Genomic DNA, 24,633 nt, shown 5'->3' on the forward strand with positions numbered 1-24,633 from the left:
GTAGCTTTTCCAGTGCCCATTTTCGCTATTCGCGAAAATGGAGTGGCGCAAACGCGATCGACCCCCGTGCACGATTGCGTGGACGGGGGGCCTCGCCGCCCTCGTCCCATATGGTGATGGGGGTCGTGGCGGTGGAGGGCGCTGACCGAGGTTGCGCCGGAAGGGCGCGCTTATGCGCCTGTGGATGGTTTAGGTCAAGGAATCCCGCAGCCGGCCGATTTTCGTCGGGCTCCGCGCGGCTTGCGCCGCATCCGAGGTTCGGGTCCGAAAGCCGCCAGCGGTTCTCGGTCGTGCGGCCTATCTTTCGCGGCATGACCCGATACGCCCTGTTCGAGACCAAGATCGGCTGGGCTGGCCTCGCCTGGGGCGAGGCCGGCCTGGTCGGGGTGCACCTTCCGGAGCGCGAGGCCGAGGTCGCGCGCAAGAGCTTCCTGCGCCGCTTCCCGGAGATCGTCGAAGCCCCGCCGCCGGCCGACGTCGCCCAGGCCATCGAGGCGATCCGCGTCCTCCTGGCGGGCGAGCCGGCCGACCTCACGGGCGTCGCCCTCGACCTGTCGCGCACGCCGGAGTTCCACGCCCGGGTCTACGAGATCGCACGCGCCATTCCGCCGGGCGAGACCCTGACCTACGGCGAGGTGGCCGAGAAGCTCGGGGACAAGCTGCTGGCGCGGGACGTCGGCCAGGCGCTGGGCAAGAACCCCTGGCCGATCGTCGTGCCCTGCCACCGCGTGACGGCCGCGGGCGGGAAGCTCGGCGGCTTCTCGGCGCGCGGCGGGGTCAACACCAAGCTCAGGCTGCTGGCAATCGAGGGGGCCAAGGCGGCGGCGCAAGGCGACCTCTTCGCCTGAGCGGCGGATCACGGCATAGCTTACGGTCAAGCTTGTTCCTGGAGGAGACGCTGACCTTGCAGCCTTTGATTTCCGGCCTTCTGGCCGCAGCGCTCGTGCTGGCCCCGCAATTCGCCGCCGCCCCAAGCGTCGCGCTCGCCCAGCCGGCCAAACTGCAGTCGCCGGCCAAGCCGACGTCCACGGCCAAGGCCGCGGCGACGCGGAACATCGCCTGCCCGGCGACGATCGCGGCGACGGTGGGCATTCCCACGGGCTTCGCCCGCTACGACAACAACGGCCCCGGCCTGAAGCTGATCGGCATGCGCGTCGACGGAGGCCAGATGAGCTGCCAGTACGGCAGCGTCTACCTGACCATGCCGGCGGCGAAGAACTGCACCCGCGGCCCCGGGGCCTGGGACCAGCAGGGCAATTGCTACTTCCCGCCGCCCGGCACCTGGTTCGGCAGCGATCCCACCTGCTACGCCACCTGCGAGTGAGGCGGCCGGGCGTGGCGGATTGGCCGCTGGCGGTCCGCCGCGACGCCCGCTAACACCAGCTCATGGCCATTGGCGTCTTCGACTCCGGGGTGGGCGGGCTCTCCGTCCATCACAAGCTCGTGGAGCGGTTCCCGACCGCCGACTTCGTCTATCTCGCCGACCAGGCGAACAGCCCCTATGGCGGGCGGCCCGGCGAGGAGATCGTGGCGCTGACCCGCGCCGGCTGCGAGCGGCTGTTCGCCGAGGGCTGCAACCTCGTGGTCCTGGCCTGCAACACCGCCGCCGCGGTGGCGCTCCGCCGCCTGCAGCAGACCTGGCTGCCGGGCTACCGCAAGGCGCTCGGTCGGCCGGTGAACGTCATCGGCATCATCGTCCCGACCATCGAGGCGGCCACCGGTCTGCCCTGGGAGCACGAGGCCGAGCGGCGCGGCGACAAGGTCGAGAAGCTCGACATTCTCGGCGTCTTCTCGACCCCGGCGACGACCAGCAGCCGGGTCTATGAGATCGAGATCGACAAGCGCCGCCAGGACGTCGCGGTGTTCTCCGAGCCCTGCCCGGAACTGGCGCGGATGATCGAGCAGGGCGCCGGCCGCGAGGAGCTGAAGCGGGTGATCGAGCGTCACGTCGCCGCCCTCGCCAAGCGCATCGGCCGCGCCCCCGACCGGGCGATCCTCGGCTGCACCCACTACGAGATCGTCGCCGACCTGTTCCGCGCCGCCCTGCCCCCCGGCACGCCGCTGATCCACCAGCCGCAGGCGACCGCCGACGCCCTGACGCGCTATCTGGAGCGGCATCCGGAGTTCGACCCCGGCCACAGCGGCAAGCGCCTGTTCCTGACCACCGGCGCCCCCGGCGCCCAGAACGGCCTCGTGGAGACCTTCTGGGGCGGTCCGCTGCACTTCGAGAAGGCCTAGAGCGGGGCTAGAACGGAAACGCGCAGGGCGCCTCGGCTTCCAGGGCCACCCGCGGCGCGGCCCCGGCGGCCAGCCCCGCGGGTTTTGGCGCGCCAAGCCGCTGGTCCAGCGGGATCTCGCCCCACCAGGCCGGCCAGCCCTCGTCCGGCGCGTAGTCGATGGGGCCGCCCGCGCGCTGCTTGGCGGAGGCCTCCTCGATGGTCATTTCCGCGAGCGCGATCTGCTTCAGCTCCGCCTCCGTCGCCGGACGCAGGCTCGTCGTGCGGCCCGGATAGAGCCGCTCGATGAAGTCGTCCATGGCGAGGCGCTTGGCCTCCAGGTCCTCGACCAACCGCGCGCGGCCGAAGGCCAGCACGGAGCGGTAGTTGAGCGAGTGCCGGAAGCCCGAGCGGGCGAGCACGAAGCCGTCGAGGAAGCTGACGGTAAGGCACACCGGCTGGCCCTCGCCCACGGCCCGCAGCATCCGGCTCGCCGCGGCGCCGTGCCAGTAGAGCCGCCGGCCTTTGCGCCAGTAGGCGGTGGGCGTGACGAACGGCTGGCCGTCGAGGACATAGCCGACGTGGGCGAGGATGCCGGCGTCCAGCACCTTGTAGACCGTGGCCTCGTCATAGGCGGCCCGCTGCGGCCGCCGCCGCACCCGGGAGCGCTCGGTTGGGGTGAACTCAGGCATCGGCCAGCTCCCGCTCGAAAGCCGCCAGCCGGGCCTCAAGCCGCTCGCGCACTTCCGGCCACTCGTCCCTGAGGATGGAGAAGTAGACCGTGTCGCGGATCCGGCCGGTCCAGCACAGCCGGTCCTGGCGCAGGATGCCTTCCTGCACCGCGCCGAGCTTGGTCACCGCCGCGCGGCTGCGGGCGTTGATGGCGTCGACCTTGAACTGCACCCGCCGGGCGCCCGCGTCGAAGGCGTGGCCGAGCAGCAGGCGCTTGGCCGCTGGGTTCACCGCGCCGCCGCGCAGGTCGGGATGGTACCAGGTGCCGCCGATCTCCACCGTGGCGTTGGTGGCCTCGGGGGTCAGGTAGCCGCTGATCCCCCGGCAGCGGCCGTCGACCACCACCGCGAAGGGCAGGAAGGTCCCGGCCTCGCGGTCGCGCTGCACGCGCGCCCAGCTCGGGTCGAAATGCTCGCCGGCGTAGGAGAACGGATAGAGCGTCTGCCAGGTGACCTCGTCCTCGTTGCAGGCGGCGCGGAAATCCTCGCGGTGGGCCTCGCCCATCGGCTCGAGGCGCACGAAGCGGTTCTCCAGCGGAGCGTGGGCGAGCTGCATCTTCTGCGGGGTCATTCGGGCCTCCGTGTCTGTCGAGGTCCGGCTAAGCCTTGTGTGGTCTGGCCGAAAGGTCCAGTTTCCGATGATGCAGCAGACCAGTTGGGCCGACCTCTACGCCTGGCGCCCGCCGCAGGCCGGCGAGCCGGTGATCCGCCAGGTCTACGACCAGGTGCGCGAGGCGATCCATGCGGGCGCGCTCTTGCCGGGCGGGCGCCTGCCGTCGAGCCGCGGCCTGGCCGAGCACCTCGGCGTGGCGCGGGCCAGCGTGGTGGCAGCCTACGACCTCCTCCAGGCGGAGGGCTATATCGAGGGCCGCCGCGGCTCCGGCGCCTTCGTGGCCGGCGACCTGTCCGGCGTGCTGGAGGTCCGCAGGCCCGCCGCCGAGCCCGAGCCGGCCGCCACCCCCGAGCCGCCGCCGCGGGTCCGCGAGCTCGCCGAACTGACGCTCCCGGCGGGCGCGCGCGAGCCGCAGCTCTTCACCAACGGTCGCACCCTGATGGACGCCCGCGCCCAGGACGCCTGGTCGCGCGCTACCCGCAAGGCGCTCCGCTGCCTGGATCCGATCCACTTCGGCTACACCGAGCCGGCCGGGATGGCCGAGCTGCGCGCCGTGATCGCCGACTACCTGCGGGCCGCCCGTGGCGTCGTCTGCGAGCCCGACCAAGTGGTGCTGACCGCCGGCGCCCAGCACGCCGCCGACCTGGCGGCGCGCATCCTGCTCGAGCCCGGCGCGCCGGTGTGGGTCGAGGATCCCTGCTACGAGCCGACGTGGCGCGCCCTGACGGCCGTCGGCGCGCGGCTGCACCCGATCCCGGTGGACCGCGCCGGCCTGGACGTGGCGGCCGGCGTGGCGATCGCGCCGGACGCGCGGATGGCCTTCATCACGCCCTCCACCCAGTATCCGCTCGGGGTCACCCTCTCCATGGCCCGACGCCTTGAGCTCATCGCCTGGGCCAGGGCGGCCGGCGCCTGGATCGTCGAGGACGACTACGCCTCGGAGTTCCGCTACTCGGGCCCGCCGCTGGCCTCGCTCCAGGGCCTCGATGGCGGCGAGCGGGTGATCTACGTGGGCACCTTCAACAAGTCGCTCTTCCCGGGGCTGCGGCTGGGTTACCTCGTGGCGCCGAAGCCCCTCGCCGCCGCCTTCGCCACCGCCCGCGGCCTGGTCGACCGCCAGCCGCCGACCATCTCCCAGGCGATCGTGCTGGAGTTCATGCAAAGCGGCGACTTCGCCGCCCACGTGCGCCGCCGCCGCCTGGCCTACCGCGACCAGCGCGACGCGCTCGTGGCGGCCCTCGAGGGCGAGCTCGCCGATCTCCTCGAGGTCGACGTTCCCGACCAGGGCATGCACCTCATGGCCTTCCTGCAGGACGGGCGGTCGGACGTCGCCGTGCAGGCCGCGGCGGCCCAGCGAGGCCTCGTGGTGCGCCCGATCAGCCGGCTCTATCACGACGCGCCGCCCCGCTCGGGGCTGATGCTCGGCTTCACCGGCTTTCCGGCCCAGGCCATGCTCCCCGGCGTGGGTAGGCTGGCGCGCGTGTTGCGGGAGACGACCTGCTAGGGTTGAGCCCGGAAGGGGAACCCCATGCGCAAGATGCTGACGCTCGCCGCCGTGACGATGAGCCTCGTCGCCGGCGCCGCCCGGGCCGAGGTGACCGACCAGTCGCCGGCCGGCTTCGAGGTGACGGAGAAGGTCGGCATCCTCGCGCCGCGGGCCAAGGTGTGGGCGGCCCTGATGACGCCCGCCGCCTGGTGGAACAGCCAGCACAGCTGGTCGGGCGACGCCCGCAACCTGACCCTCGACCTCGCCAACGGCTGCTTCTGCGAGAAGCTGGCGGGCGGCTTCGTCCGCCACATGACGCTGACCTATGTGGACCAGGGTGCGCAGCTCAGGATGTTCGGCGGCCTCGGACCGCTGCAGTTCACCGGCGCGGCCGGGCACATGGGGATCGCCCTCAAGGACTCGCCCGGCGGCACGGACCTGACCCTCACCTACGATGTCGGCGGCTACGCCAAGGGCGGGCTGGCGGAGCACTGGGCCGCGCCGGTCGACACCGTGCTGGCCGAGCAGGTCGCCCGTCTGAAGCGGTATGTTGAGACCGGCCGGCCAGACGCCTCCGCCGCGCCGTGAGGCGGTGTGGCGAATGGGCTCCGGGGAACGTGGGGGCCCGTCCCCCGGAGCGTTTCAGGCGGCCCGCTTGGGCTGGGAGGGAGGCGAGCCGCGCTGGGACCTGAGATAGGCCGGCTCCGCCCACAAGCCCAATCGATAGTTCCTGGAATTCGCATAGATGGGCTCTATATTCGACCCATGCTGCCCACCCTTCGCCAACTCCAGTACCTGAAGCTGCTCGTCGAGAACGGCGCCTTCGGGCGGGCCGCCGAGGCGGCCCACGTCACCCAGCCCACCCTCTCGGCCGGAATCCAGGAGCTCGAGCGCTGCCTGGGCGCTCCGGTGGTCGAGCGCTCCCGCGCGGGCGTGATCCTGACCCCGGTGGGCGAGGAGGCCCTGCGCCGCGCCCGCACCATCCTCAACGAGGCGGAGGAGCTGGTCGAGGCGGCCAAGAGCGCCTCCCAGCCGCTCAGCGGCCGGTTCCGCCTGGGCGTCATCCCGACCATCGCGCCGTTCCTGCTGCCGCGCGCCCTGCCGCTGCTGCGCGAGCGCTTCCCCAAGCTGCGCCTGTTTCTGCGCGAGGACTTGACCCACCGGCTGATCGCGGCCCTGCGCGCCGGCCAGCTCGACGCCGCCCTGATCGCCCTGCCCTACGACCTCACCGGCCTCCACTACGCTCACGTGTCGGACGACGAGCTGATGGCCGCCGTGCCCGCGAACCACCCGCTGGCCGGCCAGCAGAGCGCCACGGTCGAAGCCCTGGAGAAGGAGGACATCATCCTCCTGGAGGACGGCCACTGCCTGCGCGAGCATGCCCTTGCCGCCTGCGGACTGAAGCCGCCGAAGGCAGCGCCGGGCGAGGAGGTGTTCGCCGCCACCTCACTGCCAACCCTCGTGCAGATGGTCGGTTCGGGCCTGGGCGTCACCTTCCTGCCGGCCATGGCCATCGAGGCGGGGCTGACCGACGCCGCGCCGGTCGCGGTTCGCCCGATCGCTGCCGATCATCCCAGCCGCGAGATCGTCGTGGCCTGGCGCGCCGGGTCCAGCCGCGCCGCCGAAGGCCGCCTCCTGGCCGACACCCTGCGCACCTAGATACATTTAGACTATATCGAAAGTGCTTGCGCTTCGATGCGATCTCGATATATCTGCAATATCGATATATCGCGATAGGAGCGAAAACGATGTGGCATCACCACAGACACGACCGTTATGAAGAGCGCATCCGCGACCCCCGGAGCTATGGGATGAGCCGTGACTGGACCCGACACGCAGAGCGCCATGGGCGCGGCCGCATGCGCGGCGGCCGTCGGCTGGGCCGGCTGCTGGAGCACGGCGACCTCCGCTTCGTGGTCCTGGCCCTGCTCGCCGAGCAGCCGCGCCACGGCTACGAGCTGATCAAGGAGCTGGAGGAGCGCACCGGCGGCGCCTACCGCCCCAGCGCCGGGGTCATCTATCCGACCCTAGCCATGCTGGAAGACGAGGGCCTCGTCCGCCAGGCCGGCGGCGAGACCGGCCGCAAGCTCTACGAGCCGACCGACGAGGGCAAGAAGCTCACCGAGGAGACCCGCACCCACGTGGAGGCGATCTTCGCCCGCATGGCCGAGGTGGCGGAGAGCTCGGAGTCCAGCCGCCCGCGCATCGGCCGCGCCATGGCCAATCTGGGCATGGCCCTGCAGGCGCGGCTGTCGCGCCGCCCGATCACGCCCGAGGAGATCGACCGCATCGTCAACATCCTCGACGACACCGCCGCGGCGATCGAGAAGAGCTGAGGCCTTCGGATCCTCCCCGAAGGAGGGGCGTCTCGGCTCAGTCCATCAGCTTCTGGGCCAGGTACACATAGTGCCGGGCCCAGCGCCGGGCGTTGAGCTCCGGGTCGGCGTCGTTGGCGTGACCGCCGAAGGTCTGCTCGTAATAGAGATAGGGGATCCCCATCGCCTCCAGCCGCGCGGCGAACTTGCGGGCGTGGCCCGGATGCACGCGGTCATCGCGGGTGTTGGTGGTGATGTAGGCCTCCGGATATTTCACTCCGGGCTTCAGGTTCTGGTAGGCCGAGTACTTCTCGATGAACGCCCGGTCCTCCGGCTTGTCGGGATCGCCGTACTCGCCGACCCAGGACGCGCCGGCCGACAGGTGGTTGTAGCGCAGCATGTCGATCAGCGGGCTCTCGATGACCGCGGCGTTGAACAGCTCGGGATGCTGGGTGATCGAGACGCTGGTCAGCACCCCGCCATTGGAGCGACCGTAGATGCCCAGGTGGTGCGGCGAGGTGATCCCACGCGCGATCAGGTCCTTGGCCACGGCCGCGAAGTCGTCGAAGGCGAGCTGGCGCTTCTCGCGCATCACCGACTGGTGCCAGGCCGGCCCGAACTCGCCGCCGCCGCGGATGTTGGCGATCACATAAGCCCCGCCGCGCTCCAGCCAGATCTTGCCCATCTCCGGCAGGTAGATCGGCGGCTTGGCGAGCTCGAAGCCGCCGTAGCCGTACACGATGGTGGGCGTGGAGCCGTCGGCCTTCATCGCCTTCGGCCGGACCAGGAAGTAGGGGATCTTGGTCCCGTCGGTGGAGGTCGCCCAGAACTGCTCGACCACGTCCTTCGACGCGTCGAAGCGAGCCGGCAGCTGCTTCAGCTTCGCGGCCCGGCCGGACGCGGTGTCGGCGAGCCACAGGGCCGTCGGCTCGAGGAAGCCCTCGACATTGGCGAACAGCTGGTCGCTGTCCCCGGCGGCGTCCACCAGCACGACGTTGGCGTCCTTCGGCAGCGGCAGCCGCTTCGCCGTCCAGCGACCGCCCGCATAGGCATAGACGTCCAGCGCCCCCTTCACGTCTTCCAGGAGGTCGACCGCCAGCCGGTCCCTGGTCGCGGCCACTGACTGGATCGCCTGGCGTGGGCCCGGCTGGAACACCAGCGTCGGCTGGGCGGCGGCCGGGTCGCGCTTCAGGGTCGCGAGGTCGTAGGCGATCAGGGCGCCGGCGCCGAAGCCATGCCAGGCCTCCTGCAGGGTGAAGACCGCCTGGCCGGCCACATAGTCCTGGTACTCGGCCTTCAGCGGCAGCGGGATGCGCGTCGGCGCCCCGATCGAAGGCTTGTCGCCGACGAGGTAGAACTCGTTTTCGAAGAAGGTGACGCCGCGGCGGATCATCACCGCGTCGGCCCTGCCGCCCGCGCCCCGCAGGACCACGCCCTGGGCCGAGACGTCGGTCTCGGTCCCGCGATAGACCTCCCGCGGCGCGCCCGCGCGGCCGACCAGCTTGACCACGTAGCCGTAGCCCGAGGCGGTGACCTCGCCGGGCGTCCACTCGCGGTCGGCCAGCAGGGTGTCGCGATCCACCCATTCGACGTTCTGCTTGCCGTCGGCGAACTGGAAGCCGCCGTCGACGAAGCGCTTCGCCACCGTGTCGAATTCGCGCACCTCGACCGCGTCCGAGCCCCCGTTGGAGAGGCTGACCAGGCAGAGCCGCTCATCCGGCTTCAGGCAGGTCGCGCCCTTCCAGATCCAGTTCTTGCCCTCGGTCTTGGAGAGGGCGTCGAGATCCAGCAGCGTCTCCCACTGCGGCGCCGCCGAGCGGTAGGAGGAAAGGCTCGCGTGCCGCCACAGCCCGTGCACGTGGGCGCCGTCCTGCCAGAAGTTGTCGACCCCGCCGGCCCGGAAGTGCGGGGTCGGGATACGGTCCTGTGCGGTGAAGATCGCCAGCGCCTCCTGGTGGAAGGCCGCGTAGCGCGGGTCCTTCTCGAGCCGCTCGGCGGTGCGGGCGTTCTGCTTCTCGACCCAGGCCATCGACTTCGGCGTGTCGATGTCTTCCAGCCATTGGAAGGGATCGGGGCTGATCTCCTGCGAACGGGCGGCGGGAGCGGCAAGGACGAGCGCGGCGAGCGCCAGGGCGAGCGATTTCATGCCCCGTTTCTAGCGTCACGAAACCGCGCCTGTCTCCCCCGCGCGTGCGCAAAGGGCGCATCTCGCCTATATGTCCGCGACCATGAGCCGTCCGTTCTTGAAGATGAACGGGCTCGGCAACGACTTCGTCGTCGTCGAGGCCCGCACCCAGCCGTTCCAGCCGACGGCCGCGGAGGTGCGCGCCATCGCCGATCGCACGAGCGGCGTCGGCTGCGACCAGCTCATCGCCATCGAGCCGGCGCCCGGCGTCGACGCGCGCGTGCGCTTCTGGAACGCCGACGGCGAGGAGGTCGGCGCCTGCGGCAACGGCACCCGCTGCGTCGGCTGGCTCCTGATGCAGTCCACCGGCAAGGACGAGGTGGTCGTCGAGACCCAGGCCGGCAAGCTCTACGCCAAAAAGGCGGGCGAGCGGCTGGTCAGCGTCGACATGGGCGAGCCGCGCCTCGCCTGGCGCGAGATCCCGCTCGCCGCCGAGCACGACACGCGCGCCCTCGACGTGGTGCTCTACGAACACCCCCAGCTCGGCGCGCCTCCCGGATGCGTGTCGATGGGCAATCCGCACGTCACCTTCTTCGTCACCGACATCGCCGAGGCGCCGATCCTTCAGGCCGGGCCGGCGATCGAGCGCCACCCGCTGTTCCCCGAGCACGTCAACGTCGGCTTCGCCCAGATGGTCGACCGCGGCCATATCCGCCTTCGGGTGTGGGAGCGCGGGGCGGGCCTGACCAGGGCCTGCGGCACCGGCGCCTGCGCGGCCCTGGTGGCCGCCGCGCGCCGCGATCTCGTCGACCGCGCCGCCACCCTCGAGCTGGACGGCGGCGAGCTGTTCATCGAGTGGCGCGACGACAACCACGTGATCATGACCGGCCCGGCGGCCGTCGACTTCGCGGGCGAGCTGCCGTGACCAAGGATGTCGACATCGTCACCTTCGGCTGCCGGCTGAACGCCTATGAGAGCGAGGTCATCCGCAAGCGGGCGGCCGAGGACGGCCTGGCCGACGCGGTGGTCTTCAACACCTGCGCGGTGACGAACGAGGCGGTTCGCCAGGCGCGCCAGGCGATCCGCAAGGCCCGCCGCGAGCGGCCCGGCGCCAAGCTGATCGTCACCGGCTGCGCGGCCCAGATCGACCCGACCGCCTTCGCCGCCATGCCCGAGGTCGACCTCGTGCTCGGCAACGCCGAAAAGAGCGAGGCGGGCGCCTATGCGCCGTCGGCCGAACCCATGCGGGTGCGGGTCAACGACATCATGAGCGTGCGCGAGACCGCCGGCCACCTGATCGACGGGCTGAAGGACCGCGCGCGCGCCTATGTCGAGGTCCAGAACGGCTGCGACCATCGCTGCACCTTCTGCATCATCCCCTACGGCCGCGGGAACTCGCGCTCGGCGGCGGCCGGCGAGATCGTCGAGCAGGTCCGTCGCCTGGCCGCCCAGGGCTACCAGGAGGTGGTGCTGACCGGCGTCGACGTGACGAGCTGGGGCGCCGACCTGCCCGGCCAGCCGAGCCTCGGCCAACTCGTCGCGCGGATCCTGAAGCTCGTGCCCGAGCTGCCGCGCCTGCGCCTCTCCTCCATCGACGCCGCCGAGATCGACCCCGATCTGCTGCGCTGCCTGGCCGAGGAGCCGCGGCTGATGCCCTACCTGCATCTCAGCCTGCAGGCCGGGGACGACATGATCCTCAAGCGCATGAAGCGCCGCCACCTGCGCGCCGACGCGCTGAAGCTGGTGGCCGAGGTGCGCGCCGTGCGTCCCGACGTCGCCTTTGGCGCCGACCTGATCGCCGGCTTCCCGACCGAGAGCGAGGCGATGTTCGAAAACACGCTGAGGCTGGTCGAGGAGGCGGGCCTGTCCTTCCTCCACGTCTTCCCCTTCAGTCCGCGGCCCGGCACGCCGGCGGCCCGCATGCCGCAGCTGCGGCGGGATGTGGTGAAGGCGCGGGCCGCCCGCCTGCGCGCCGCCGGCGAGGCCGCCCTCGTCCGCCACCTGGACGCCCAGGTCGGTCGCAGGCTTTCCGCCCTCGTGGAGCGGGCGGCCGTGGCCCGCGCTGAAGACTTCACCGAGATCGCGTTCGAAGGCGCCGGCCAGCCGGGCGCGATCGTGCGCCTGCGCGTCACCGGCCATGACGGCCAGCGGGCGATCGCCCATGTCGAGGCCTTGGAGGCGGCGGAATGAGCTTCAGCGGCGGGTGCCAGTGCGGCGCGGTGCGGTTCACGGCGGAACGTCTGGGGGCGGCCAGCATCTGCCATTGCCGGATGTGCCAGAAGGCGACGGGCAACTTCTTCGGCCCCTATGTCGACGCCTTCGAGCTCGTCTGGACCAACGGACCGCCGGCCCATTTCCAGAGCTCGGAGGCGGTGAAGCGCGGCTTCTGCGCCAGGTGCGGGACCCCGCTGACCTTCGAGTCCAAGGGCAATGTCGGGGTGATGATCGGCGCCCTCGACGATCCGGAGGCGGCGCCTCCGGTCACCCAGCTGCTGTTCCCGGAGAAGCTGTCCTACGTGGATCACCTCGGCGAGCTGCCGGCCTGGACGAACCTGAAGACCGGCCTCGGCGCGGCGGAGACCTTCGCCGGAGTGGTCTCGCGCCAGCAGCCGGACGAGGCCTAGGGCGGCGGCGCCCGCCCGGGGAACGCCGGCAGGCTCCAGTGGAAGAGGATGGCGCCGGCCCGGGTCGCGAACCCCAGGGCCACGGCCGCCAAGCCCGAGGCCATGAGGCCGACGCCGAGCATGTTGAGGCCGACGAAGGCGCTGGCGCCGACCAGGGCCGCGGTGACGTAGAGCTCGCGCTTCAGGAGCACCGACGGCTCCTCGCCCAGGACGTCGCGGATGATGCCGCCGAAGGTCGAGGTCAGCACCCCCATGACGATGGCCGAAAGCGGCGGCGCTCCGAGCGACAGCGCCTTCAGCGCGCCCACCACCGCGTAGGCGGCCATACCCACCGCATCGAGCCAGGTGAGGAACCGCTCGCGGCCCTGGCCCCAGCCGAATATCCAGACCGCCACCGCCGCGGCCAGGGTGACCGCCAGATAGGCTGGCCGGTGGACCCAGAACACCGGCGCCCCGATCAGCAGGTCGCGCAGCGTGCCGCCACCGACGCCGGTGATCGCCGCGAAGAAGGCGAAGGTGACGATGTCGTGCTTGCGGCGCGCGGCGGCCAGGGCGCCGGAGGCGCCGAACACCGCCACGGCCGCGTAGTCCAGGAGGATCAGAGCCTGCGCCAGCGCGTCCATGGTCGCCAACCTGCGGTGACGCGTGGACCGCGGCAAGCGGCGGTTTGGGCCTCCGCGCGCCGCCGGACGCAAAACTGGTGTCCACTTTTGCCGGCTGTCGCTTTAGAAGCCGGCACATGAGCGAACCGAAAAAGGGCTGGTTCCAGCGCCTCACGGCGGGTCTTTCCCGCACCTCCAAGGCGATGGGCGAGCAGATCACCCAGACCTTCGTCCAGAAGGCGCCGCTCGATCAGGCCCGGCTCGAGGAGCTCGAGGAGATGCTGATCGAGGCCGACCTCGGGCCCCACTCCGCGGCGCGCATCACCGAGCGCTTCGCCGCCGAGAAGTTCGGCAAGGACGTCGACGAGGCCGAGATCAAGGAGGCGCTGGCGGAGGCGATCGGCGACGAGCTGGCCGCCCGCGTCGGCGCGTTCGACCCGCTGTCGGGCCCGCGGCCCTACATCGTCCTCTTCATCGGCGTGAACGGCTCGGGCAAGACCACCACGCTTGGCAAGATCGCCGCCGACCTGACGAGCCGCGGAGCCAAGGTGATGATCGTCGCCGGCGACACCTTCCGCGCCGCCGCGGTCGAGCAGCTCAAGGTGTGGGCCGACCGCGCCAAGGCCGACTTCGAGAGCCGGCCCACGGGCTCTGACGCCGCGGCCCTCGCCTTCGACTCCGTCGAGAAGGCCAAGGCCCAGGGCTACGACGTCGTGCTGATCGACACCGCCGGCCGCCTGCAGAACAAGCAGGGCCTGATGGACGAGCTGCTGAAGATCATCCGGGTCATCAAGCGCCTCGATCCCGACGCCCCGCACGAGACCCTGCTCGTGCTCGACGCCACCGTCGGCCGCAACGCCCTCGCCCAGGAGAACATCTTCGGCAACCAGATCGGCGTCAGCGGCATCGTCATGACCAAGCTCGACGGCACCGCCCGCGGCGGGGTCCTGGTGCCGGTCGCCCAGGCCTCGGACAGCCCCATCAAGCTGATCGGCGTCGGCGAGGGGATCGACGACCTGCAGCCCTTCGACCCGCGCGCCTTCGCCCGCTCGGTCGTCGGCCTCTCGGAGGTCCCGCAATGAACCAGCGGACGCGGGACTGGATCCGCTACTTCGTCGACTACTCGGCCCTGGTCGTCTTCCTGGTCGCGTTCTTCGCCACCGGCCGCAACCTGCCCCAGGCGACCTGGTGGCTGGTGGGCGGCTCGGCCGTGGCTCTGCTGGTCGGCGCAATCGTCGAGCGCCGCGTCGCGCCGTTCCCGGCCATCGCCGGCGGCGCGGCCCTGGTGTTCGGCGGCCTGTCGCTGTTCTTCCACGACCCGCGGCTCCTGAAGATCAAGCCGACGGTGATGAACCTCGTCTTCGCGGTGGTGCTGTTCGCCGGCCTGGCCCTGCGCAAGCACCCGCTGAAGCTGCTGCTGGGCGAGACCTTCGACATGCCCGAGGACGCCTGGCGCAAGCTCACCCTGCGCTACGGCCTGTTCTTCCTGTTCCTGGCGATCGCCAACGAGGCGGTCTGGCGGACACAGAGCGACTCGACCTGGGTGCTGTTCCGCTTTCCCGGCCTGCTCATCCTGACGGTGATCTTCTCGGTCACCCAGGCGCCGTTCCTGGCCAAGTACATCCGCGCCGAGGACATGCCGCCCCCACCCACGGAGTAGGGCCTCAGGAGTTCAGGCCGCGGCCGCCATGGATCTGCGAGGACCGCAGCCACGGGGAGGTCATGCGCTCGTAGCCCTTCTCGGGCAGGGCCTTCATGACCACGTCGAGCAGGGTGGCGCCGTCTGCGCGGATCGGCGGCGGCTCGCCGAAGACCTCGCGCCACAGGGCGGCGGCCTCCTCATATACCTTCTGATCCCGTCCGGTCATGCAGGGGAAACACGTTCCCGCGCGGCCCGTTCCTGTTAGGAAAAGTTAATTTTCACCACAGCTTACGGTTGGTGTCAGACCCGAATGTCGAGGAGCGAGCCGGGCCGCAGGATCCTGGTCGGGGCCTCGGCGGTCGGATCGGGCGTCTTCTGAATCGGTTTCGGCGCGGCCGGTGCGCTCGCCGTCGGGGCCGCCGCGGGGGCCTGGGCGGGCGCGGTGGCCTTGCCCATGGCGATGTCGAAGAACGCCTTCTGGGCGGCGGTGCGGCCGGCCTCGGCGCGGGGCGCCTGCGCCGCCTGGCTGGGCGGGAAGATCGGCGGTCGGACGGGCGAGGTCACGGGCGGGGCTCAGGCGAGAACATGGTTAACGCGAGCTTGCCGGCGCGCGGCTCAACGAGAGGTTAACATCCGCGCGGCCAACGCCTTGGCGTCCGCCGCCTCGAGCGGACCGGTGTGCTTGTCGAGGATCACGCCGTCGGCGCCGACGAGATAGGTCTCCGGCACGCCGGTGACGCCGAACTCGATGCCGGCGGCGCCGTCGCGGTCGACGAGCCGCTGGGCGAAGGGGTCGCCCAGCCGGTTCAGGAAGCCCTGGGTGTTGGCCGGCGCGTCCTTGTAGGCGATCCCGACCATGCGGACGCCTTGGGCCTTCATCTGCATCAACACCGGCGCCTCGATCTCGCAGGGCGCGCACCAGGAGGCGAAGAAGTTGACGATGACCGGCTTGCCGCCGGCGATCTCGCGCAGCTTCACCGGCGTCCCGTCGTCCAGCGAGGGCAGGGCGAGGTCAGGGACCGGCTTGCCGACCATGGCCTTGGGCTGGACCTGCGGATTGTGGTGCAGGCCGAAGGTGGCGAAGAGGACGCCGAGGCCGAGGAGCACGACGAGCGGCAGGAACGTCAGCCAGCGGCTCATTTGACGCCCCGCTCCTGCGCCTTCTTCCGCCAGCGCCGTGCGTGGGCGAGCGAGGTCCAGATCAGGCCGGCGAACATCAGGATGGTCACGCCATAGGCCGGCCAGATGTAGGCGGAATAGTCTTTCATGGGCTCAAGCTCTCGCGGCGCGCAGGGCGGCCGCCTCGGCGCGCCGTCGCCAGACCTCGCCGCGGATTCTGACCAGCCACAGCGCGCCGAACGCCGACATGTAGGCCAGGCCCATCAGCAGCAGCGGCCAGAGGTAGACCGTGGCGAGCGTCGGGCCGCCGAGCCGGAACACGGATGCGCCCTGGTGAAGGGTGTTCCACCAGTTCACCGAGAAATGGATGATCGGCAGGTTGATCGCGCCGACCAGCGCCAGGATCGCCGCGGCCCGCCCGGCCTTGGCCTCGTCGTCGATGGAGGCGCGCAGGGCGATGTAGGCGACGTAGAGCAGGAACAGCACCAGCACGGAGGTGAGGCGCGCGTCCCACACCCACCAGGCGCCCCACATCGGCCGGCCCCACAGCGAGCCGGTGACGAGGGCCAGGAGGGTGAAGCCCGCGCCGAGGGGCGCCGCGGCCTGGGCGGCGGCGTCCGCCAGCACATGGCGGAACACCAGCGCCAGCAGGCTGGCGACGCCGAGGCAGAGATAGACGAACATGCTCATCCAGGCCGCCGGCACGTGGATGAACATGATCTGGACCGTCATGCCCTGCTGGTAGTCGGCGGGGGCGGTGAAGCCGAGCCACAGGCCGGCGGCCGCCAGCACGGCGGCGATGACGCCGAACATCGGCGCGGCCCAGCGCGAGAACGCCATGAACCGCTCCGGATTGGCCAGGAAGGCGGGGGCCGGGATCATGTCCGCCGATTAGCCCCCGCCGCGCCCTGCGGCAAGCGCGCCCGCGATCAGGCGCGGCGGGCCGGTGGGGCTGCAGGCGTCCGTTCGGTCACGGACGCCTTCGAGCCCTGGTCGCGTCAGTGGGCCAGCGGGGCGGGCGGAGCGCCGGGTGCGCCCGGCATGGCGCCGTGCATCCGGTGGCCCATTTCGTGGTCCTTCATGCCGTGGCCCTTCATGCCCTCACCCATCATGCCGTGGCCGCCCATCATGCCGTGACCCATCATCGGCATGGCGTCGAACGCCTTCTGCTGGGTCGGGCTGAGCTGGGCGTAGAAGCGCTTGATGGCGTCGGCGTGCTGGGCGAAGCGCGACTGGTGCTCGGCCATCATCGCCTGCATGCGGTCGAGGCGCTGGGGCGTGGTGAGCTTGCCCATGGCCTCGTGTTCGCCGCGCATCCTGTCCATGGCGCCGGGCGGCGGCTGCATGGCGGCGATCAGGGCCTTGAGCGCCGGCTCCTGGTCGGGCCGCAGCTGCAGGGCGTCGCGCAGATGCTGGGCGTGGCGCTCGGCCATCTGGGCCGGGTCCATGTGCTCGCGCATCATCATGTGCTGGTGGGCGCCCGGAGCCGGCGCCGGGGCCGGCTGGGCGAGGCTCGCGCCGGCGGTCAGGCTGAGCGCGGCGGCGAGAGCGATGCTGGTCAGTTTCATGGGCAGTCCTTCTTACACCCCTGCCCTTACACGCGCCCCAATCGGGGTTCCGTCGTTGATCTGCGACAACTCAGGAGAGGGCGTTGCGGCAGGCCCCGGCCATGGCCAGGGGGCCCACGGCCACGGCGGCGGCGGCATAGGCCCCCAGCAGCGCCATGCCGCCCTGCCAGGGCAGGCCGCCCGCATAGGCGGCGAGCGCCCCGCCGCCGAAGATCACCGGCGGCACGAACAGCGGCAGGACGATCACCGCGGTCAGCAGCCCGCCGCGCCGGGCGCCGAGGCTCAGGGCCGCCCCGATGCCGCCGAGGAAGGCGAAAGCGAGGCCGCCGGCCAGGGCGCAGAGGAAGATCATCGGCGCCAGGCGGACGTCGGCCCCGAGGCTGATCGCCGCGATCGGCGCGGCCAGCGCCAGGGGCGCGCCGGTGGCCAGCCACTGGCCCAGGCATTTGACCGCGCAGGTCAGCTCCAGGGGCGTCGTCGACAGGGTCAGGAGGTCCAGCGCCCCGTCCTCGTAGTCGCGCTCGAAGAGGCGCTCGAGCGACAGCAGCGAGGCGAGCGCCAGAGCCACCCAGGCCGCACCGGTGGCGACGGCGGCGAGCTTCTGGCTGTCCGGGCCGATGGCCAGCGGCAGCAGGGTGGCGACCCCGGCGTAGAAGCCCACCGTGACCAGCGGTCCGCCGCCGCGGCCCCAGGCCAGCGCCGTCTCGCGCCGCAGCAGGGTCCCCAGCGAACTCACGACGGGATCTCCAGGGTCTTGGTGGCGCCGGGCAGGGGATCGTGCACGGCGGCCAGGATAAGGCCGCCGCGGCCCAGGTGATCGGCCATGATCTCGCCGAAGCGGCCGCGCCAGCGCGCGTCGAGCGGGCTGAGCGGCTCGTCCAGCAGCCACAGCGGCCGGGGCGCGGCCAGCAGGCGGGCGAGCGCGAGGCGCCGCCGCTGGCCGGCGGACAGGCGGCGGACCTCGAGGTCGAGCAGGGGAACGAGCTCCAGCGCCTCGGCCGCGGCCCGGGCGTGGGCCTCGTCGGCGCCGCACCAGGCGCTCCAGAAGCGCAGCTCCTCCCAGGCGGTGCGGGCGGGCTTGAGCCCGTCCTGGTGGCTGATGAAGTGCAGGCCCTCGCCGCGGGCGGTGTCGGCCTCGGCGCCGTCGAAGACGATCTCGCCGGCCTCCGGACGCACCAGGCCCGCCACCGCGCGCAGCAGGCTGGTCTTGCCCGATCCGTTCGGTCCGATGAGCGCGCACGCCTCGCCGGGCCCGAGCTCCAGGGCCAGGTTTTCGAACAGCAGACGGCCGCCCCGGCGCACCGCGAGGGCTTCGATCCTGAGCGCGTGAATCAATGGGGACCCCGCGCATGGACCTTGGCGCCGGTCTGGCCTATGAAGCGCCCGGCCGCCGTCGCCTTGGGGGACGTACGCCGCGCGGAGACGGAACCTGTGCGTCCGCCTCTAAAAGCGCGCGATCCCTGAAGCGAATTCGGAGCGGCCGGGAACAGGAGAAGGATCCCTCACATGGCGTCAGTGGACAGCCTGAAAACCCGCCGCGAACTCGTGGTGGGTGACAAGACCTATGCTTACTACAGCCTTCGCGCGGCCGAGGAAGCCGGACTTTCGGGCGTCTCGCGCCTTCCGAACTCGATGAAGGTCCTTCTGGAGAACCTGCTCCGCAACGAGGACGGCGACTCCGTGAGCGCCGACGACCTCAAGGCGGTCGCCGCCTGGCTCGAGAACAGGGGCTCGGTCGAGCACGAGATCAGCTTCCGCCCGGCGCGCGTGCTGATGCAGGACTTCACCGGCGTCCCGGCCGTCGTCGACCTCGCCGCCATGCGCGACGCCATGGTCAACCTCGGCGCCAATCCGGAGAAGATCAACCCGCTGAACCCGGTGGACCTGGTCATCGACCACTCGGTGATGGTCGACTACTTCGGCACCGCCAAGGCCTTCGGCGAGAACGTCGAGCGCGAGTACGAGCGCAACATGGAGCGCTACCGCTTCCTGCGCTGGGGCTCCTCGGCCTTCAACAACTTCCGCGTCGTGCCGCCCGGCACCGGCATCTGCCACCAGGTTAACCTCGAGTACCTGGCCCAGACTGTCTGGACGAACTCGGACGAGGGCCAGGAAGTGGCCTATCCGGACACCGTCGTCGGCACCGACAGCCACACCACCATGATCAACGGCCTGTCGGTCCTCGGCTGGGGCGTCGGCGGCATCGAGGCCGAGGCCGCCATGCTCGGCCAGCCGATCCCGATGCTGATCCCGGAAGTCATCGGCTTCCGCCTCGACGGCAAGCTGCCCGACGGCGCCACGGCCACCGACCTGGTGCTGACCGTCACCCAGATGCTCCGCAAGAAGGGTGTGGTCGGCAAGTTCGTGGAGTTCTACGGCCCGGGCCTCGCCAACCTGACCCTGGAAGACCAGGCGACCATCGCCAACATGGCCCCGGAATACGGCGCCACCTGCGGCTTCTTCCCGGTCAGCCACGCGACCATCGACTACCTCAAGGCCACCAACCGCGACCCGGCCCGCGTCGAGCTCGTCGAGGCCTACGCCAAGGCCCAGGGCCTGTGGCACGACCCGTCCGATCCGGACCCCATCTTCACCGACACCCTCGAGCTCGACCTCGCCTCGGTGCTGCCGTCCATGGCCGGCCCGAAGCGTCCGCAGGACCGGGTGCTGCTCTCCGACGCGTCCAGCGAATTCAAGGCCGCCATGGCCGGTGAGTTCAACAAGGCCGACGAGATCAACAAGCGCGTCGGCGTCGACGGCGAGAACTTCGACATCGGCAACGGCGACGTGGTGATCGCCGCCATCACCTCCTGCACCAACACCTCCAACCCTTCGGTGCTGATCGCCGCCGGCCTCGTGGCCAAGAAGGCGGTCGAGAAGGGCCTGAAGGTGAAGCCGTGGGTGAAGACCTCGCTGGCGCCCGGCTCGCAGGTGGTCACCGACTACCTGAAGGCCGCCGGCCTGACGAAGTCGCTCGACGCGCTCGGCTTCAACCTGGTGGGCTACGGCTGCACCACCTGCATCGGCAATTCCGGCCCGCTGCCGGAGCCGATCTCCGAGGCGATCAACAAGAACGACCTGGTGGCCGTCTCGGTGCTCTCGGGCAACCGCAACTTCGAAGGCCGCGTGAACCCGGACGTGCGCGCCAACTACCTGGCCTCGCCGCCGCTGGTGGTGGCCTACGCGCTCGCCGGCTCCATGCTGGTCGACCTCGACAAGGATCCGATCGGCGAGGGCAAGGACGGCAAGCCGGTCTATCTGAAGGACATCTGGCCGACGACCGAGGAGGTCACCGCCCTTCAGCGCAAGCACGTCACCGGCAAGATGTTCGCCAGCCGCTACGGCGACGTCTTCAAGGGCGACAAGAACTGGCAAGGCATCAAGGTCGCCGGCGGCCAGACCTATTCCTGGGACATGGGCTCCACCTACGTGCAGAACCCGCCCTACTTCCAGGGCATGGGCATGGAGCCGGAGGCGGTGAAGGACGTCATCGAGGCGCGCGTTCTGGGCGTCTTCGGCGACTCGATCACCACCGACCACATCTCGCCCGCCGGCTCGATCAAGGCGACCTCGCCGGCCGGGGTCTACCTGCGTGAGCGCCAGGTGCCGCAGTCGGAGTTCAACTCCTACGGCGCGCGTCGCGGCAACCACGAGATCATGATGCGCGGCACCTTCGCCAACATCCGGATCCGCAACCGCATCACCCCCGACATCGAGGGCGGGGTGACCAAGCACTTCCCCTCGGGCGAGGTCATGTCGATCTACGACGCGGCCATGCGCTACCAGGGCGAGGGCCGTCCGCTGGTGGTGTTCGCCGGCAAGGAATACGGCACCGGGTCGTCGCGCGACTGGGCGGCCAAGGGCACCAAGCTGCTGGGCGTCCGCGCGGTCATCGCCGAGAGCTTCGAGCGCATCCACCGCTCGAACCTCGTCGGCATGGGCGTGCTGCCGCTGCAGTTCATCCAGGAAGGCTGGCACAAGCTCGGCCTGACCGGCGAGGAGATCGTCTCTATCCGCGGCCTCACCGACCTGTCGCCGCGCAAGCAGCTGATCGTCGAGCTCTACCGGGCCACCGACGGCCGCATCGCCCGCTTCCCGGTGCGCTGCCGCATCGATACGCCCACCGAGCTCGAATACTTCAAGAACGGCGGCGTCCTGAACTACGTGCTGCGCAACCTCGCGCGGCAGGGCTAAGCCTGACCTCAGGGGCGGGCGGCTTGCGAATCCGCAGGCCGCCCGCTTCTACTCACGCCTTGTTGACATCCTCGGGGCCGGAACTCCGGTTAAGTGCGCCGCAATGCGGAAAGCCGCGCTTCTTGGTCTGATCCTGCTCGCCCTTCCTGCGGCCGCCGCCGCGAAGACGCCGGTGGTGGTCGAGCTCTACACCGCCCAGGGCTGCGGCGCCTGCGGCGATGCGAACGCCTATGCGGCCAAGCTGGCCGAGCAGAAGGGCGTCCTCGTCCTCACCTTCCCGGTGGACTACTGGGACTACCTCGGCTGGGCCGACACCTTCGCCAAGCCCGAGTTCGCCGAGCGCCAGAAGGCCTATGTGGCCAAGCTCTCCCTGCACGAGCCCTATACGCCCCAGGTCGTGGTCGACGGCCGGGTCCAGGCCTCGGGCGCCAAGACCGAGAAGGTCGAGCGCCTGGTGAAGGAGGCCGCCAAGGCCGGCCACAATCCGCCCGACATCCGCTTCATCGCCGCCGGCCGGCGCGTCGACGTGGGATCCGGTCGTCCGCCCAAGGGCGGCGCCGAGGTCTGGCTCGTCCGCTACGACCCGCGCGAGCAGGACGTCGCCGTCAAGAGCGGCGACAACAAGGGCCAGACCATCGTCCAGAAGAACGTCGTGCGCGAGGTGAAACGCCTCGGCGCCTGGAAGGGGCGCCCGGTCGCCTTCCGCCTGCCCAAGCGCACCGACGAGGGCCTCAAGACCGTGGTCATCGTCCAGGCCGCCAAGGGCGGCCGCATCCTCGGCGTCGCCCAGGCCAAGAACTGACCCTCATCCCGGTTTCGCGGAACGCGAAGACCGCGACCCCTTTGCGCCTCTCCGCTGCGCGCCATCACGGCTCTCTCGCGACGGGCGGAAAAGAGAAAGCCCGCGCGGCCTGGAGAGGGACCGCGCGGGCTCGCGCTGGGGGAGGAGAAATCTAGCGTCGGTCGACCGGCCTACCGATCCAGGGGGGCTGGGGGGGCTGTTCAGGATCCAGGACCGACAGCACCGATCAACCGACGAGTACAATCTGGTGGGCGCATCAGGCGCGGGCTGGACCGAAATAAGGTCATTTCGCGGCGTGGCGGGGCTGTGCGTCTCAGACCGGCAACTCTCCGCCAGGTGGCGCGTAGGCCCTCTGGCGCCGCCCTCTGGCGTCGGTGACAGATTCGAGTCAGGCTCTTTCCAGATGGCATTCGATCCGCCTCAGCAGTCCACGCCGCGTCCCGGCCCCTCGTCCGGCCCGACGCGGGTGTTCTTCGACCGCCGAGAGCTCAACCGGCTCCTCAACCTCTATGGCCGCATGGTCGCCGCCGGCGAGTGGCGCGACTACGGTATCGACGGGCTCTCTGAGGCCGCCGTCTTCTCCGTGTTCGAGCGCGCCTCCGAGGCGCCGCTCTACCGCATCGAGAAGCGCCCGGCGCTCGCCAAGCGCCAGGGCGCCTGGGCGGTGGTCGGGCGCGGCGGCCTGATCCTGCGCCGCGGCCACGAGCTCGAACAGGTGCTGCGGTTCTTCGACAAGGGCCGCTTCAAGGTGGTCGACTAGCCCTCCGATCCAGATCAATGCCAGGCCCGCCCCCGCGGGCGTCCCTGGAGCTGCGATGAACCTCGAGCTTCTCGACTTCACCCGACGCGCCCTCGAACAGGGCCTGCCGCGCGAGCGGATCTCGGGGGCGCTGCATGACGCAGGCTGGAGCCCGGCGGACGTCAACGCCGCGCTCGCCGCCTTCGCCGAGACCGACTTTCCCCTGCCGGTGCCGCGGCCCAGGCCCTATCTCTCGGCGCAGGAGGTGTTCGTCTACGCCCTGATGTTCACCGCGCTCTACGCCAGCGCCTGGAACCTCGGCGCGCTGGTCTTCCGCTTCATCGACCTCGCGGTCCCTGACCCCGCGCGGCGGGTCTTCCACGCCGTGCTGATGGACGGCGTGCGGCGCAACATCGCGGCCCTGGTGGTCGCCTTCCCGCTGTTCGCCTTCCTCCTGCGTCACGTCCACGCGGCCATCGACCGCGACCCCACCAAGCGCGAGAGCCGGCCGCGCAAGTGGCTGACCTGGCTCACCCTGTTCATCGCCGCCGCGGCTCTGATCGGCGACGTCTCGGCCCTGGTCTACAACGTGCTCGGCGGCGAGCTCGGCGCGCGCTTCCTGCTGAAGGTGGCCACCGTGGCGGTCATCGCCGGCGGGACCTTCGGCTACTTCCTCGCCGACATCCGCAAGGACGAAGCCGCGTGAGGGCGCACGTCGTCTTTCTCGCCGCCTCCGGCGCCCTGGTGGCCGCGGCCATCGCCGCCGGCGTCATGGTCATGGGCGGACCGGGCCAGGAGCGCTCGCGACGCCTCGACGCCGATCGCGCGGAGGCGCTGAGCCGCATCGCCGGAGCCGTCGACGCCTACCACCGCCGGCATCGCGCCCTGCCGCCGAGCCTGGACGTCCTTGCCGCCCAGTCGGGCGACTTCCCCGCCGCCACCCTGCGCGACCCGGAAACCGGCCAGCCCTACCGCTACCAGACCACCGGTGCGGCCACCTATCGGCTGTGCGCCGTCTTCGCCGCGTCCTCGCGCGACGACGTGGAGATCCGCTGGGCCCATGCGCCGGGCCTGGTCTGTTTCGACGAGACCGCAGGCGCGCCCTCGCCCTAGAAACGCGGTCGCCGGCCCACTTCCGGCCTGCGCAAATCCTGCGATCCCTGCCCCGCGCATACCCTATCTGGGGGAAGCGGCCCCTGAAATCACTGTGTTAGCCGAAAGGGTGGAGCACGCGCGGCCGCGGCCGGGCGTCTGGGGAAAGCTCCTCATTGGGGTTGTGGGGGAAGTTGAGATGAAGAAGGCCTATCTGCCGGCGCTCGTCGCCGGCGCGCTGATGCTCTGCGCCTGGGGCGCGCCCAAGATGCCGGATCCGGCCAAGATGGCCGCGCCGGCGCCGATCGAAGGCACCGGCGGCAAGTACATGAGCCCGTTCACCTCCGACGGGGTGACCGCGGCCTGGGTGACCAAGTCGATGCAGGTCCGCGCCTCCACCGCCATCGGCGGCATGGCCGGCAACTACGCCGGCCAGAAGGCCATGGAGCAGGTGCCGTTCATCGGCGGCTTCCTCGGCAAGAAGGCGGGCGAGTCCATGGGCCGGTCGATCGCGCTGAAGGCGATCGGCGGCGAGGAGTTCCTGAAGTCGAGCTCCGACCTGTCGTTCAACTCGCTCGAGGACATGAGCCGGTTCATGTACGCCAAGTACTCGACCGCGCCCGAGTACCCGAAGATCCTCGAGGCCACCGAGTCCATCTACCCGGAAATGAAGGACGTCTATCTCACGGCCGTCGTCTCGGCGCCGGTGAAGTAGGTCGCCCGGCCTCTGTGGCCGCACCAGGGCCCGCCGACGCGCGGGCCCTT

General features: G+C 70.8%; 30 protein-coding genes. 18 read left to right on the top strand and 12 right to left on the bottom strand.

What is annotated here, in order from left to right:
- Positions 1–311 precede the first annotated feature (311 nt).
- From DJ017_RS03615 to DJ017_RS03625, 3 genes are all read left to right on the top strand, one after another.
- Entirely contained in the window at positions 312–848 is a 537-nt protein-coding gene (locus DJ017_RS03615) for a methylated-DNA--[protein]-cysteine S-methyltransferase (protein ID WP_111527430.1), read from the top strand.
- A gap of 56 nt (positions 849–904) precedes the next feature.
- On the top strand, positions 905–1,324 hold the full coding sequence (locus DJ017_RS03620; RefSeq protein WP_133255378.1) for a hypothetical protein: 420 nt from the start codon (positions 905–907) through the stop codon (positions 1,322–1,324).
- 62 nt (positions 1,325–1,386) lie between these two features.
- Positions 1,387–2,238, top strand: coding sequence for a glutamate racemase (locus DJ017_RS03625; protein ID WP_111527432.1), 852 nt, complete (start codon positions 1,387–1,389; stop codon positions 2,236–2,238).
- 7 nt (positions 2,239–2,245) lie between these two features.
- Here the strand turns inward: DJ017_RS03625 and DJ017_RS03630 are convergent, their stop codons facing one another.
- Both DJ017_RS03630 and DJ017_RS03635 read right to left on the bottom strand, forming a co-directional pair.
- Positions 2,246–2,908, bottom strand: a complete 663-nt coding sequence (locus tag DJ017_RS03630) for a pyridoxamine 5'-phosphate oxidase family protein (RefSeq protein WP_111527433.1) — start codon at positions 2,906–2,908, stop codon at positions 2,246–2,248.
- The gene (locus DJ017_RS03635; protein WP_227000001.1) at positions 2,901–3,518 is read right to left on the bottom strand and encodes a GNAT family N-acetyltransferase; all 618 of its coding nucleotides are present in this window, start codon (positions 3,516–3,518) and stop codon (positions 2,901–2,903) included. The genes DJ017_RS03630 and DJ017_RS03635 overlap by 8 nt, the downstream gene beginning before the upstream one ends.
- A 70-nt stretch (positions 3,519–3,588) precedes the next feature.
- Here DJ017_RS03635 and pdxR point away from each other — a divergent pair, with 70 nt between their 5' ends.
- The 4 genes from pdxR (at position 3,589) to DJ017_RS03655 (ending at position 7,382) form a co-directional block, all read left to right on the top strand.
- Positions 3,589–5,064 carry a MocR-like pyridoxine biosynthesis transcription factor PdxR gene (pdxR, locus tag DJ017_RS03640; RefSeq protein WP_165830517.1) on the top strand — a complete coding sequence of 492 codons (1,476 nt, stop codon included), beginning with the start codon at positions 3,589–3,591 and terminating at the stop codon, positions 5,062–5,064.
- Between the two features lie 24 nt (positions 5,065–5,088).
- A complete protein-coding gene (locus DJ017_RS03645) occupies positions 5,089–5,634 on the top strand; it encodes an SRPBCC family protein (protein WP_111527435.1) in 546 nt (181 codons plus the stop codon).
- 177 nt (positions 5,635–5,811) lie between these two features.
- Positions 5,812–6,705 (top strand): hydrogen peroxide-inducible genes activator, encoded by an 894-nt coding sequence (locus DJ017_RS03650; protein WP_111527436.1) that lies wholly within the window; start codon positions 5,812–5,814, stop codon positions 6,703–6,705.
- 152 nt (positions 6,706–6,857) lie between these two features.
- Entirely contained in the window at positions 6,858–7,382 is a 525-nt protein-coding gene (locus tag DJ017_RS03655) for a PadR family transcriptional regulator (RefSeq protein WP_227000002.1), read from the top strand.
- Between the two features lie 37 nt (positions 7,383–7,419).
- Here DJ017_RS03655 and DJ017_RS03660 read toward each other — a convergent pair whose 3' ends face one another.
- Entirely contained in the window at positions 7,420–9,507 is a 2,088-nt protein-coding gene (locus DJ017_RS03660) for a prolyl oligopeptidase family serine peptidase (RefSeq protein WP_111527437.1), read from the bottom strand.
- An 82-nt stretch (positions 9,508–9,589) separates the two neighbouring features.
- Here DJ017_RS03660 and dapF point away from each other — a divergent pair, with 82 nt between their 5' ends.
- The 3 genes from dapF to DJ017_RS03675 are packed head-to-tail and all read left to right on the top strand — an operon-like array spanning position 9,590 to position 12,110.
- Positions 9,590–10,411 (top strand): diaminopimelate epimerase, encoded by an 822-nt coding sequence (gene dapF, locus DJ017_RS03665; RefSeq protein WP_165830518.1) that lies wholly within the window; start codon positions 9,590–9,592, stop codon positions 10,409–10,411.
- On the top strand, positions 10,408–11,676 hold the full coding sequence (gene mtaB / locus DJ017_RS03670) for a tRNA (N(6)-L-threonylcarbamoyladenosine(37)-C(2))-methylthiotransferase MtaB (protein WP_227000003.1): 1,269 nt from the start codon (positions 10,408–10,410) through the stop codon (positions 11,674–11,676). Before dapF ends, mtaB begins: the two co-directional genes overlap by 4 nt.
- On the top strand, positions 11,673–12,110 hold the full coding sequence (locus DJ017_RS03675) for a GFA family protein (protein ID WP_111527440.1): 438 nt from the start codon (positions 11,673–11,675) through the stop codon (positions 12,108–12,110). Before mtaB ends, DJ017_RS03675 begins: the two co-directional genes overlap by 4 nt.
- On the opposite strand, the gene DJ017_RS03680 is transcribed toward DJ017_RS03675, so the two are convergent.
- Positions 12,107–12,733 (bottom strand): trimeric intracellular cation channel family protein, encoded by a 627-nt coding sequence (locus DJ017_RS03680; RefSeq protein WP_111529952.1) that lies wholly within the window; start codon positions 12,731–12,733, stop codon positions 12,107–12,109. The genes DJ017_RS03675 and DJ017_RS03680 overlap by 4 nt on opposite strands.
- A gap of 116 nt (positions 12,734–12,849) precedes the next feature.
- Between DJ017_RS03680 and ftsY the strand changes: the two genes are divergently transcribed.
- On the top strand, positions 12,850–13,794 hold the full coding sequence (ftsY, locus tag DJ017_RS03685; RefSeq protein ID WP_111527441.1) for a signal recognition particle-docking protein FtsY: 945 nt from the start codon (positions 12,850–12,852) through the stop codon (positions 13,792–13,794).
- Positions 13,791–14,372 carry an inner membrane-spanning protein YciB gene (locus DJ017_RS03690; protein WP_111527442.1) on the top strand — a complete coding sequence of 194 codons (582 nt, stop codon included), beginning with the start codon at positions 13,791–13,793 and terminating at the stop codon, positions 14,370–14,372. Before ftsY ends, DJ017_RS03690 begins: the two co-directional genes overlap by 4 nt.
- 4 nt (positions 14,373–14,376) lie before the next feature.
- On the opposite strand, the gene DJ017_RS03695 is transcribed toward DJ017_RS03690, so the two are convergent.
- From DJ017_RS03695 to ccmA, 8 genes are all read right to left on the bottom strand, one after another.
- On the bottom strand, positions 14,377–14,580 hold the full coding sequence (locus tag DJ017_RS03695; RefSeq protein WP_111527443.1) for a hypothetical protein: 204 nt from the start codon (positions 14,578–14,580) through the stop codon (positions 14,377–14,379).
- 74 nt (positions 14,581–14,654) lie between these two features.
- Complete coding sequence (locus DJ017_RS03700; RefSeq protein ID WP_111527444.1) at positions 14,655–14,918, bottom strand: hypothetical protein; 264 nt, start codon at positions 14,916–14,918, stop codon at positions 14,655–14,657.
- Between the two features lie 51 nt (positions 14,919–14,969).
- Positions 14,970–15,494 (bottom strand): DsbE family thiol:disulfide interchange protein, encoded by a 525-nt coding sequence (locus DJ017_RS03705; protein ID WP_111527445.1) that lies wholly within the window; start codon positions 15,492–15,494, stop codon positions 14,970–14,972.
- Positions 15,491–15,622: a heme exporter protein CcmD gene (ccmD, locus tag DJ017_RS03710; RefSeq protein WP_111527446.1), complete on the bottom strand. Its 132-nt coding sequence runs from the start codon at positions 15,620–15,622 to the stop codon at positions 15,491–15,493. The genes DJ017_RS03705 and ccmD overlap by 4 nt, the downstream gene beginning before the upstream one ends.
- A 4-nt stretch (positions 15,623–15,626) precedes the next feature.
- Positions 15,627–16,355 carry a heme ABC transporter permease CcmC gene (ccmC, locus tag DJ017_RS03715; RefSeq protein WP_111527447.1) on the bottom strand — a complete coding sequence of 243 codons (729 nt, stop codon included), beginning with the start codon at positions 16,353–16,355 and terminating at the stop codon, positions 15,627–15,629.
- 116 nt (positions 16,356–16,471) lie between these two features.
- Positions 16,472–17,041 (bottom strand): Spy/CpxP family protein refolding chaperone, encoded by a 570-nt coding sequence (locus tag DJ017_RS03720; protein ID WP_111527448.1) that lies wholly within the window; start codon positions 17,039–17,041, stop codon positions 16,472–16,474.
- A 70-nt stretch (positions 17,042–17,111) separates the two neighbouring features.
- Positions 17,112–17,777 (bottom strand): heme exporter protein CcmB, encoded by a 666-nt coding sequence (ccmB, locus tag DJ017_RS03725; RefSeq protein WP_111527449.1) that lies wholly within the window; start codon positions 17,775–17,777, stop codon positions 17,112–17,114.
- Complete coding sequence (ccmA, locus tag DJ017_RS03730; RefSeq protein WP_111527450.1) at positions 17,774–18,376, bottom strand: heme ABC exporter ATP-binding protein CcmA; 603 nt, start codon at positions 18,374–18,376, stop codon at positions 17,774–17,776. Before ccmA ends, ccmB begins: the two co-directional genes overlap by 4 nt.
- Positions 18,377–18,547: 171 nt before the next feature.
- Between ccmA and acnA the strand changes: the two genes are divergently transcribed.
- The 6 genes from acnA (at position 18,548) to DJ017_RS03760 (ending at position 24,583) form a co-directional block, all read left to right on the top strand.
- Positions 18,548–21,235: an aconitate hydratase AcnA gene (gene acnA, locus DJ017_RS03735; protein WP_111527451.1), complete on the top strand. Its 2,688-nt coding sequence runs from the start codon at positions 18,548–18,550 to the stop codon at positions 21,233–21,235.
- Between the two features lie 103 nt (positions 21,236–21,338).
- The gene (locus tag DJ017_RS03740) at positions 21,339–22,037 is read left to right on the top strand and encodes a DUF1223 domain-containing protein (RefSeq protein ID WP_111527452.1); all 699 of its coding nucleotides are present in this window, start codon (positions 21,339–21,341) and stop codon (positions 22,035–22,037) included.
- A gap of 403 nt (positions 22,038–22,440) precedes the next feature.
- A complete protein-coding gene (locus DJ017_RS03745; protein WP_111527453.1) occupies positions 22,441–22,797 on the top strand; it encodes a DUF2794 domain-containing protein in 357 nt (118 codons plus the stop codon).
- A 55-nt stretch (positions 22,798–22,852) separates the two neighbouring features.
- On the top strand, positions 22,853–23,482 hold the full coding sequence (locus DJ017_RS03750) for a DUF5671 domain-containing protein (protein ID WP_111527454.1): 630 nt from the start codon (positions 22,853–22,855) through the stop codon (positions 23,480–23,482).
- Positions 23,479–23,889, top strand: a complete 411-nt coding sequence (locus tag DJ017_RS03755) for a hypothetical protein (RefSeq protein ID WP_111527455.1) — start codon at positions 23,479–23,481, stop codon at positions 23,887–23,889. The genes DJ017_RS03750 and DJ017_RS03755 overlap by 4 nt, the downstream gene beginning before the upstream one ends.
- Positions 23,890–24,067: 178 nt before the next feature.
- A complete protein-coding gene (locus DJ017_RS03760) occupies positions 24,068–24,583 on the top strand; it encodes a hypothetical protein (protein WP_111527456.1) in 516 nt (171 codons plus the stop codon).
- Positions 24,584–24,633 lie beyond the last annotated feature (50 nt).

It is taken from the genome of Phenylobacterium soli (genome assembly GCF_003254475.1).
GTDB classification, from domain to species: domain Bacteria; phylum Pseudomonadota; class Alphaproteobacteria; order Caulobacterales; family Caulobacteraceae; genus Phenylobacterium; species Phenylobacterium soli.

What these genes read in the sequence shown, in the direction of transcription:
- DJ017_RS03625 (WP_111527432.1), top strand. Translation starts at nt 1,387, where the DNA reads ATGGCCATTGGCGTCTTCGACTCCGGGGTGGGCGGGCTCTCCGTCCAT.
- DJ017_RS03750 (WP_111527454.1), top strand. Translation starts at nt 22,853, where the DNA reads ATGAACCTCGAGCTTCTCGACTTCACCCGACGCGCCCTCGAACAGGGC.
- DJ017_RS03695 (WP_111527443.1), bottom strand. Translation starts at nt 14,580, where the DNA reads ATGACCGGACGGGATCAGAAGGTATATGAGGAGGCCGCCGCCCTGTGG.
- ccmD (WP_111527446.1), bottom strand. Translation starts at nt 15,622, where the DNA reads ATGAAAGACTATTCCGCCTACATCTGGCCGGCCTATGGCGTGACCATC.
- dapF (WP_165830518.1), top strand. Translation starts at nt 9,590, where the DNA reads ATGAGCCGTCCGTTCTTGAAGATGAACGGGCTCGGCAACGACTTCGTC.
- DJ017_RS03615 (WP_111527430.1), top strand. Translation starts at nt 312, where the DNA reads ATGACCCGATACGCCCTGTTCGAGACCAAGATCGGCTGGGCTGGCCTC.
- DJ017_RS03705 (WP_111527445.1), bottom strand. Translation starts at nt 15,494, where the DNA reads ATGAGCCGCTGGCTGACGTTCCTGCCGCTCGTCGTGCTCCTCGGCCTC.
- ftsY (WP_111527441.1), top strand. Translation starts at nt 12,850, where the DNA reads ATGAGCGAACCGAAAAAGGGCTGGTTCCAGCGCCTCACGGCGGGTCTT.
- DJ017_RS03650 (WP_111527436.1), top strand. Translation starts at nt 5,812, where the DNA reads ATGCTGCCCACCCTTCGCCAACTCCAGTACCTGAAGCTGCTCGTCGAG.
- DJ017_RS03745 (WP_111527453.1), top strand. Translation starts at nt 22,441, where the DNA reads ATGGCATTCGATCCGCCTCAGCAGTCCACGCCGCGTCCCGGCCCCTCG.
- DJ017_RS03635 (WP_227000001.1), bottom strand. Translation starts at nt 3,518, where the DNA reads ATGACCCCGCAGAAGATGCAGCTCGCCCACGCTCCGCTGGAGAACCGC.
- ccmC (WP_111527447.1), bottom strand. Translation starts at nt 16,355, where the DNA reads ATGATCCCGGCCCCCGCCTTCCTGGCCAATCCGGAGCGGTTCATGGCG.
- DJ017_RS03630 (WP_111527433.1), bottom strand. Translation starts at nt 2,908, where the DNA reads ATGCCTGAGTTCACCCCAACCGAGCGCTCCCGGGTGCGGCGGCGGCCG.
- DJ017_RS03645 (WP_111527435.1), top strand. Translation starts at nt 5,089, where the DNA reads ATGCGCAAGATGCTGACGCTCGCCGCCGTGACGATGAGCCTCGTCGCC.
- DJ017_RS03675 (WP_111527440.1), top strand. Translation starts at nt 11,673, where the DNA reads ATGAGCTTCAGCGGCGGGTGCCAGTGCGGCGCGGTGCGGTTCACGGCG.
- pdxR (WP_165830517.1), top strand. Translation starts at nt 3,589, where the DNA reads ATGCAGCAGACCAGTTGGGCCGACCTCTACGCCTGGCGCCCGCCGCAG.
- DJ017_RS03690 (WP_111527442.1), top strand. Translation starts at nt 13,791, where the DNA reads ATGAACCAGCGGACGCGGGACTGGATCCGCTACTTCGTCGACTACTCG.
- DJ017_RS03655 (WP_227000002.1), top strand. Translation starts at nt 6,858, where the DNA reads ATGAGCCGTGACTGGACCCGACACGCAGAGCGCCATGGGCGCGGCCGC.
- DJ017_RS03680 (WP_111529952.1), bottom strand. Translation starts at nt 12,733, where the DNA reads ATGGACGCGCTGGCGCAGGCTCTGATCCTCCTGGACTACGCGGCCGTG.
- DJ017_RS03740 (WP_111527452.1), top strand. Translation starts at nt 21,339, where the DNA reads ATGCGGAAAGCCGCGCTTCTTGGTCTGATCCTGCTCGCCCTTCCTGCG.
- acnA (WP_111527451.1), top strand. Translation starts at nt 18,548, where the DNA reads ATGGCGTCAGTGGACAGCCTGAAAACCCGCCGCGAACTCGTGGTGGGT.
- DJ017_RS03660 (WP_111527437.1), bottom strand. Translation starts at nt 9,507, where the DNA reads ATGAAATCGCTCGCCCTGGCGCTCGCCGCGCTCGTCCTTGCCGCTCCC.
- DJ017_RS03720 (WP_111527448.1), bottom strand. Translation starts at nt 17,041, where the DNA reads ATGAAACTGACCAGCATCGCTCTCGCCGCCGCGCTCAGCCTGACCGCC.
- DJ017_RS03760 (WP_111527456.1), top strand. Translation starts at nt 24,068, where the DNA reads ATGAAGAAGGCCTATCTGCCGGCGCTCGTCGCCGGCGCGCTGATGCTC.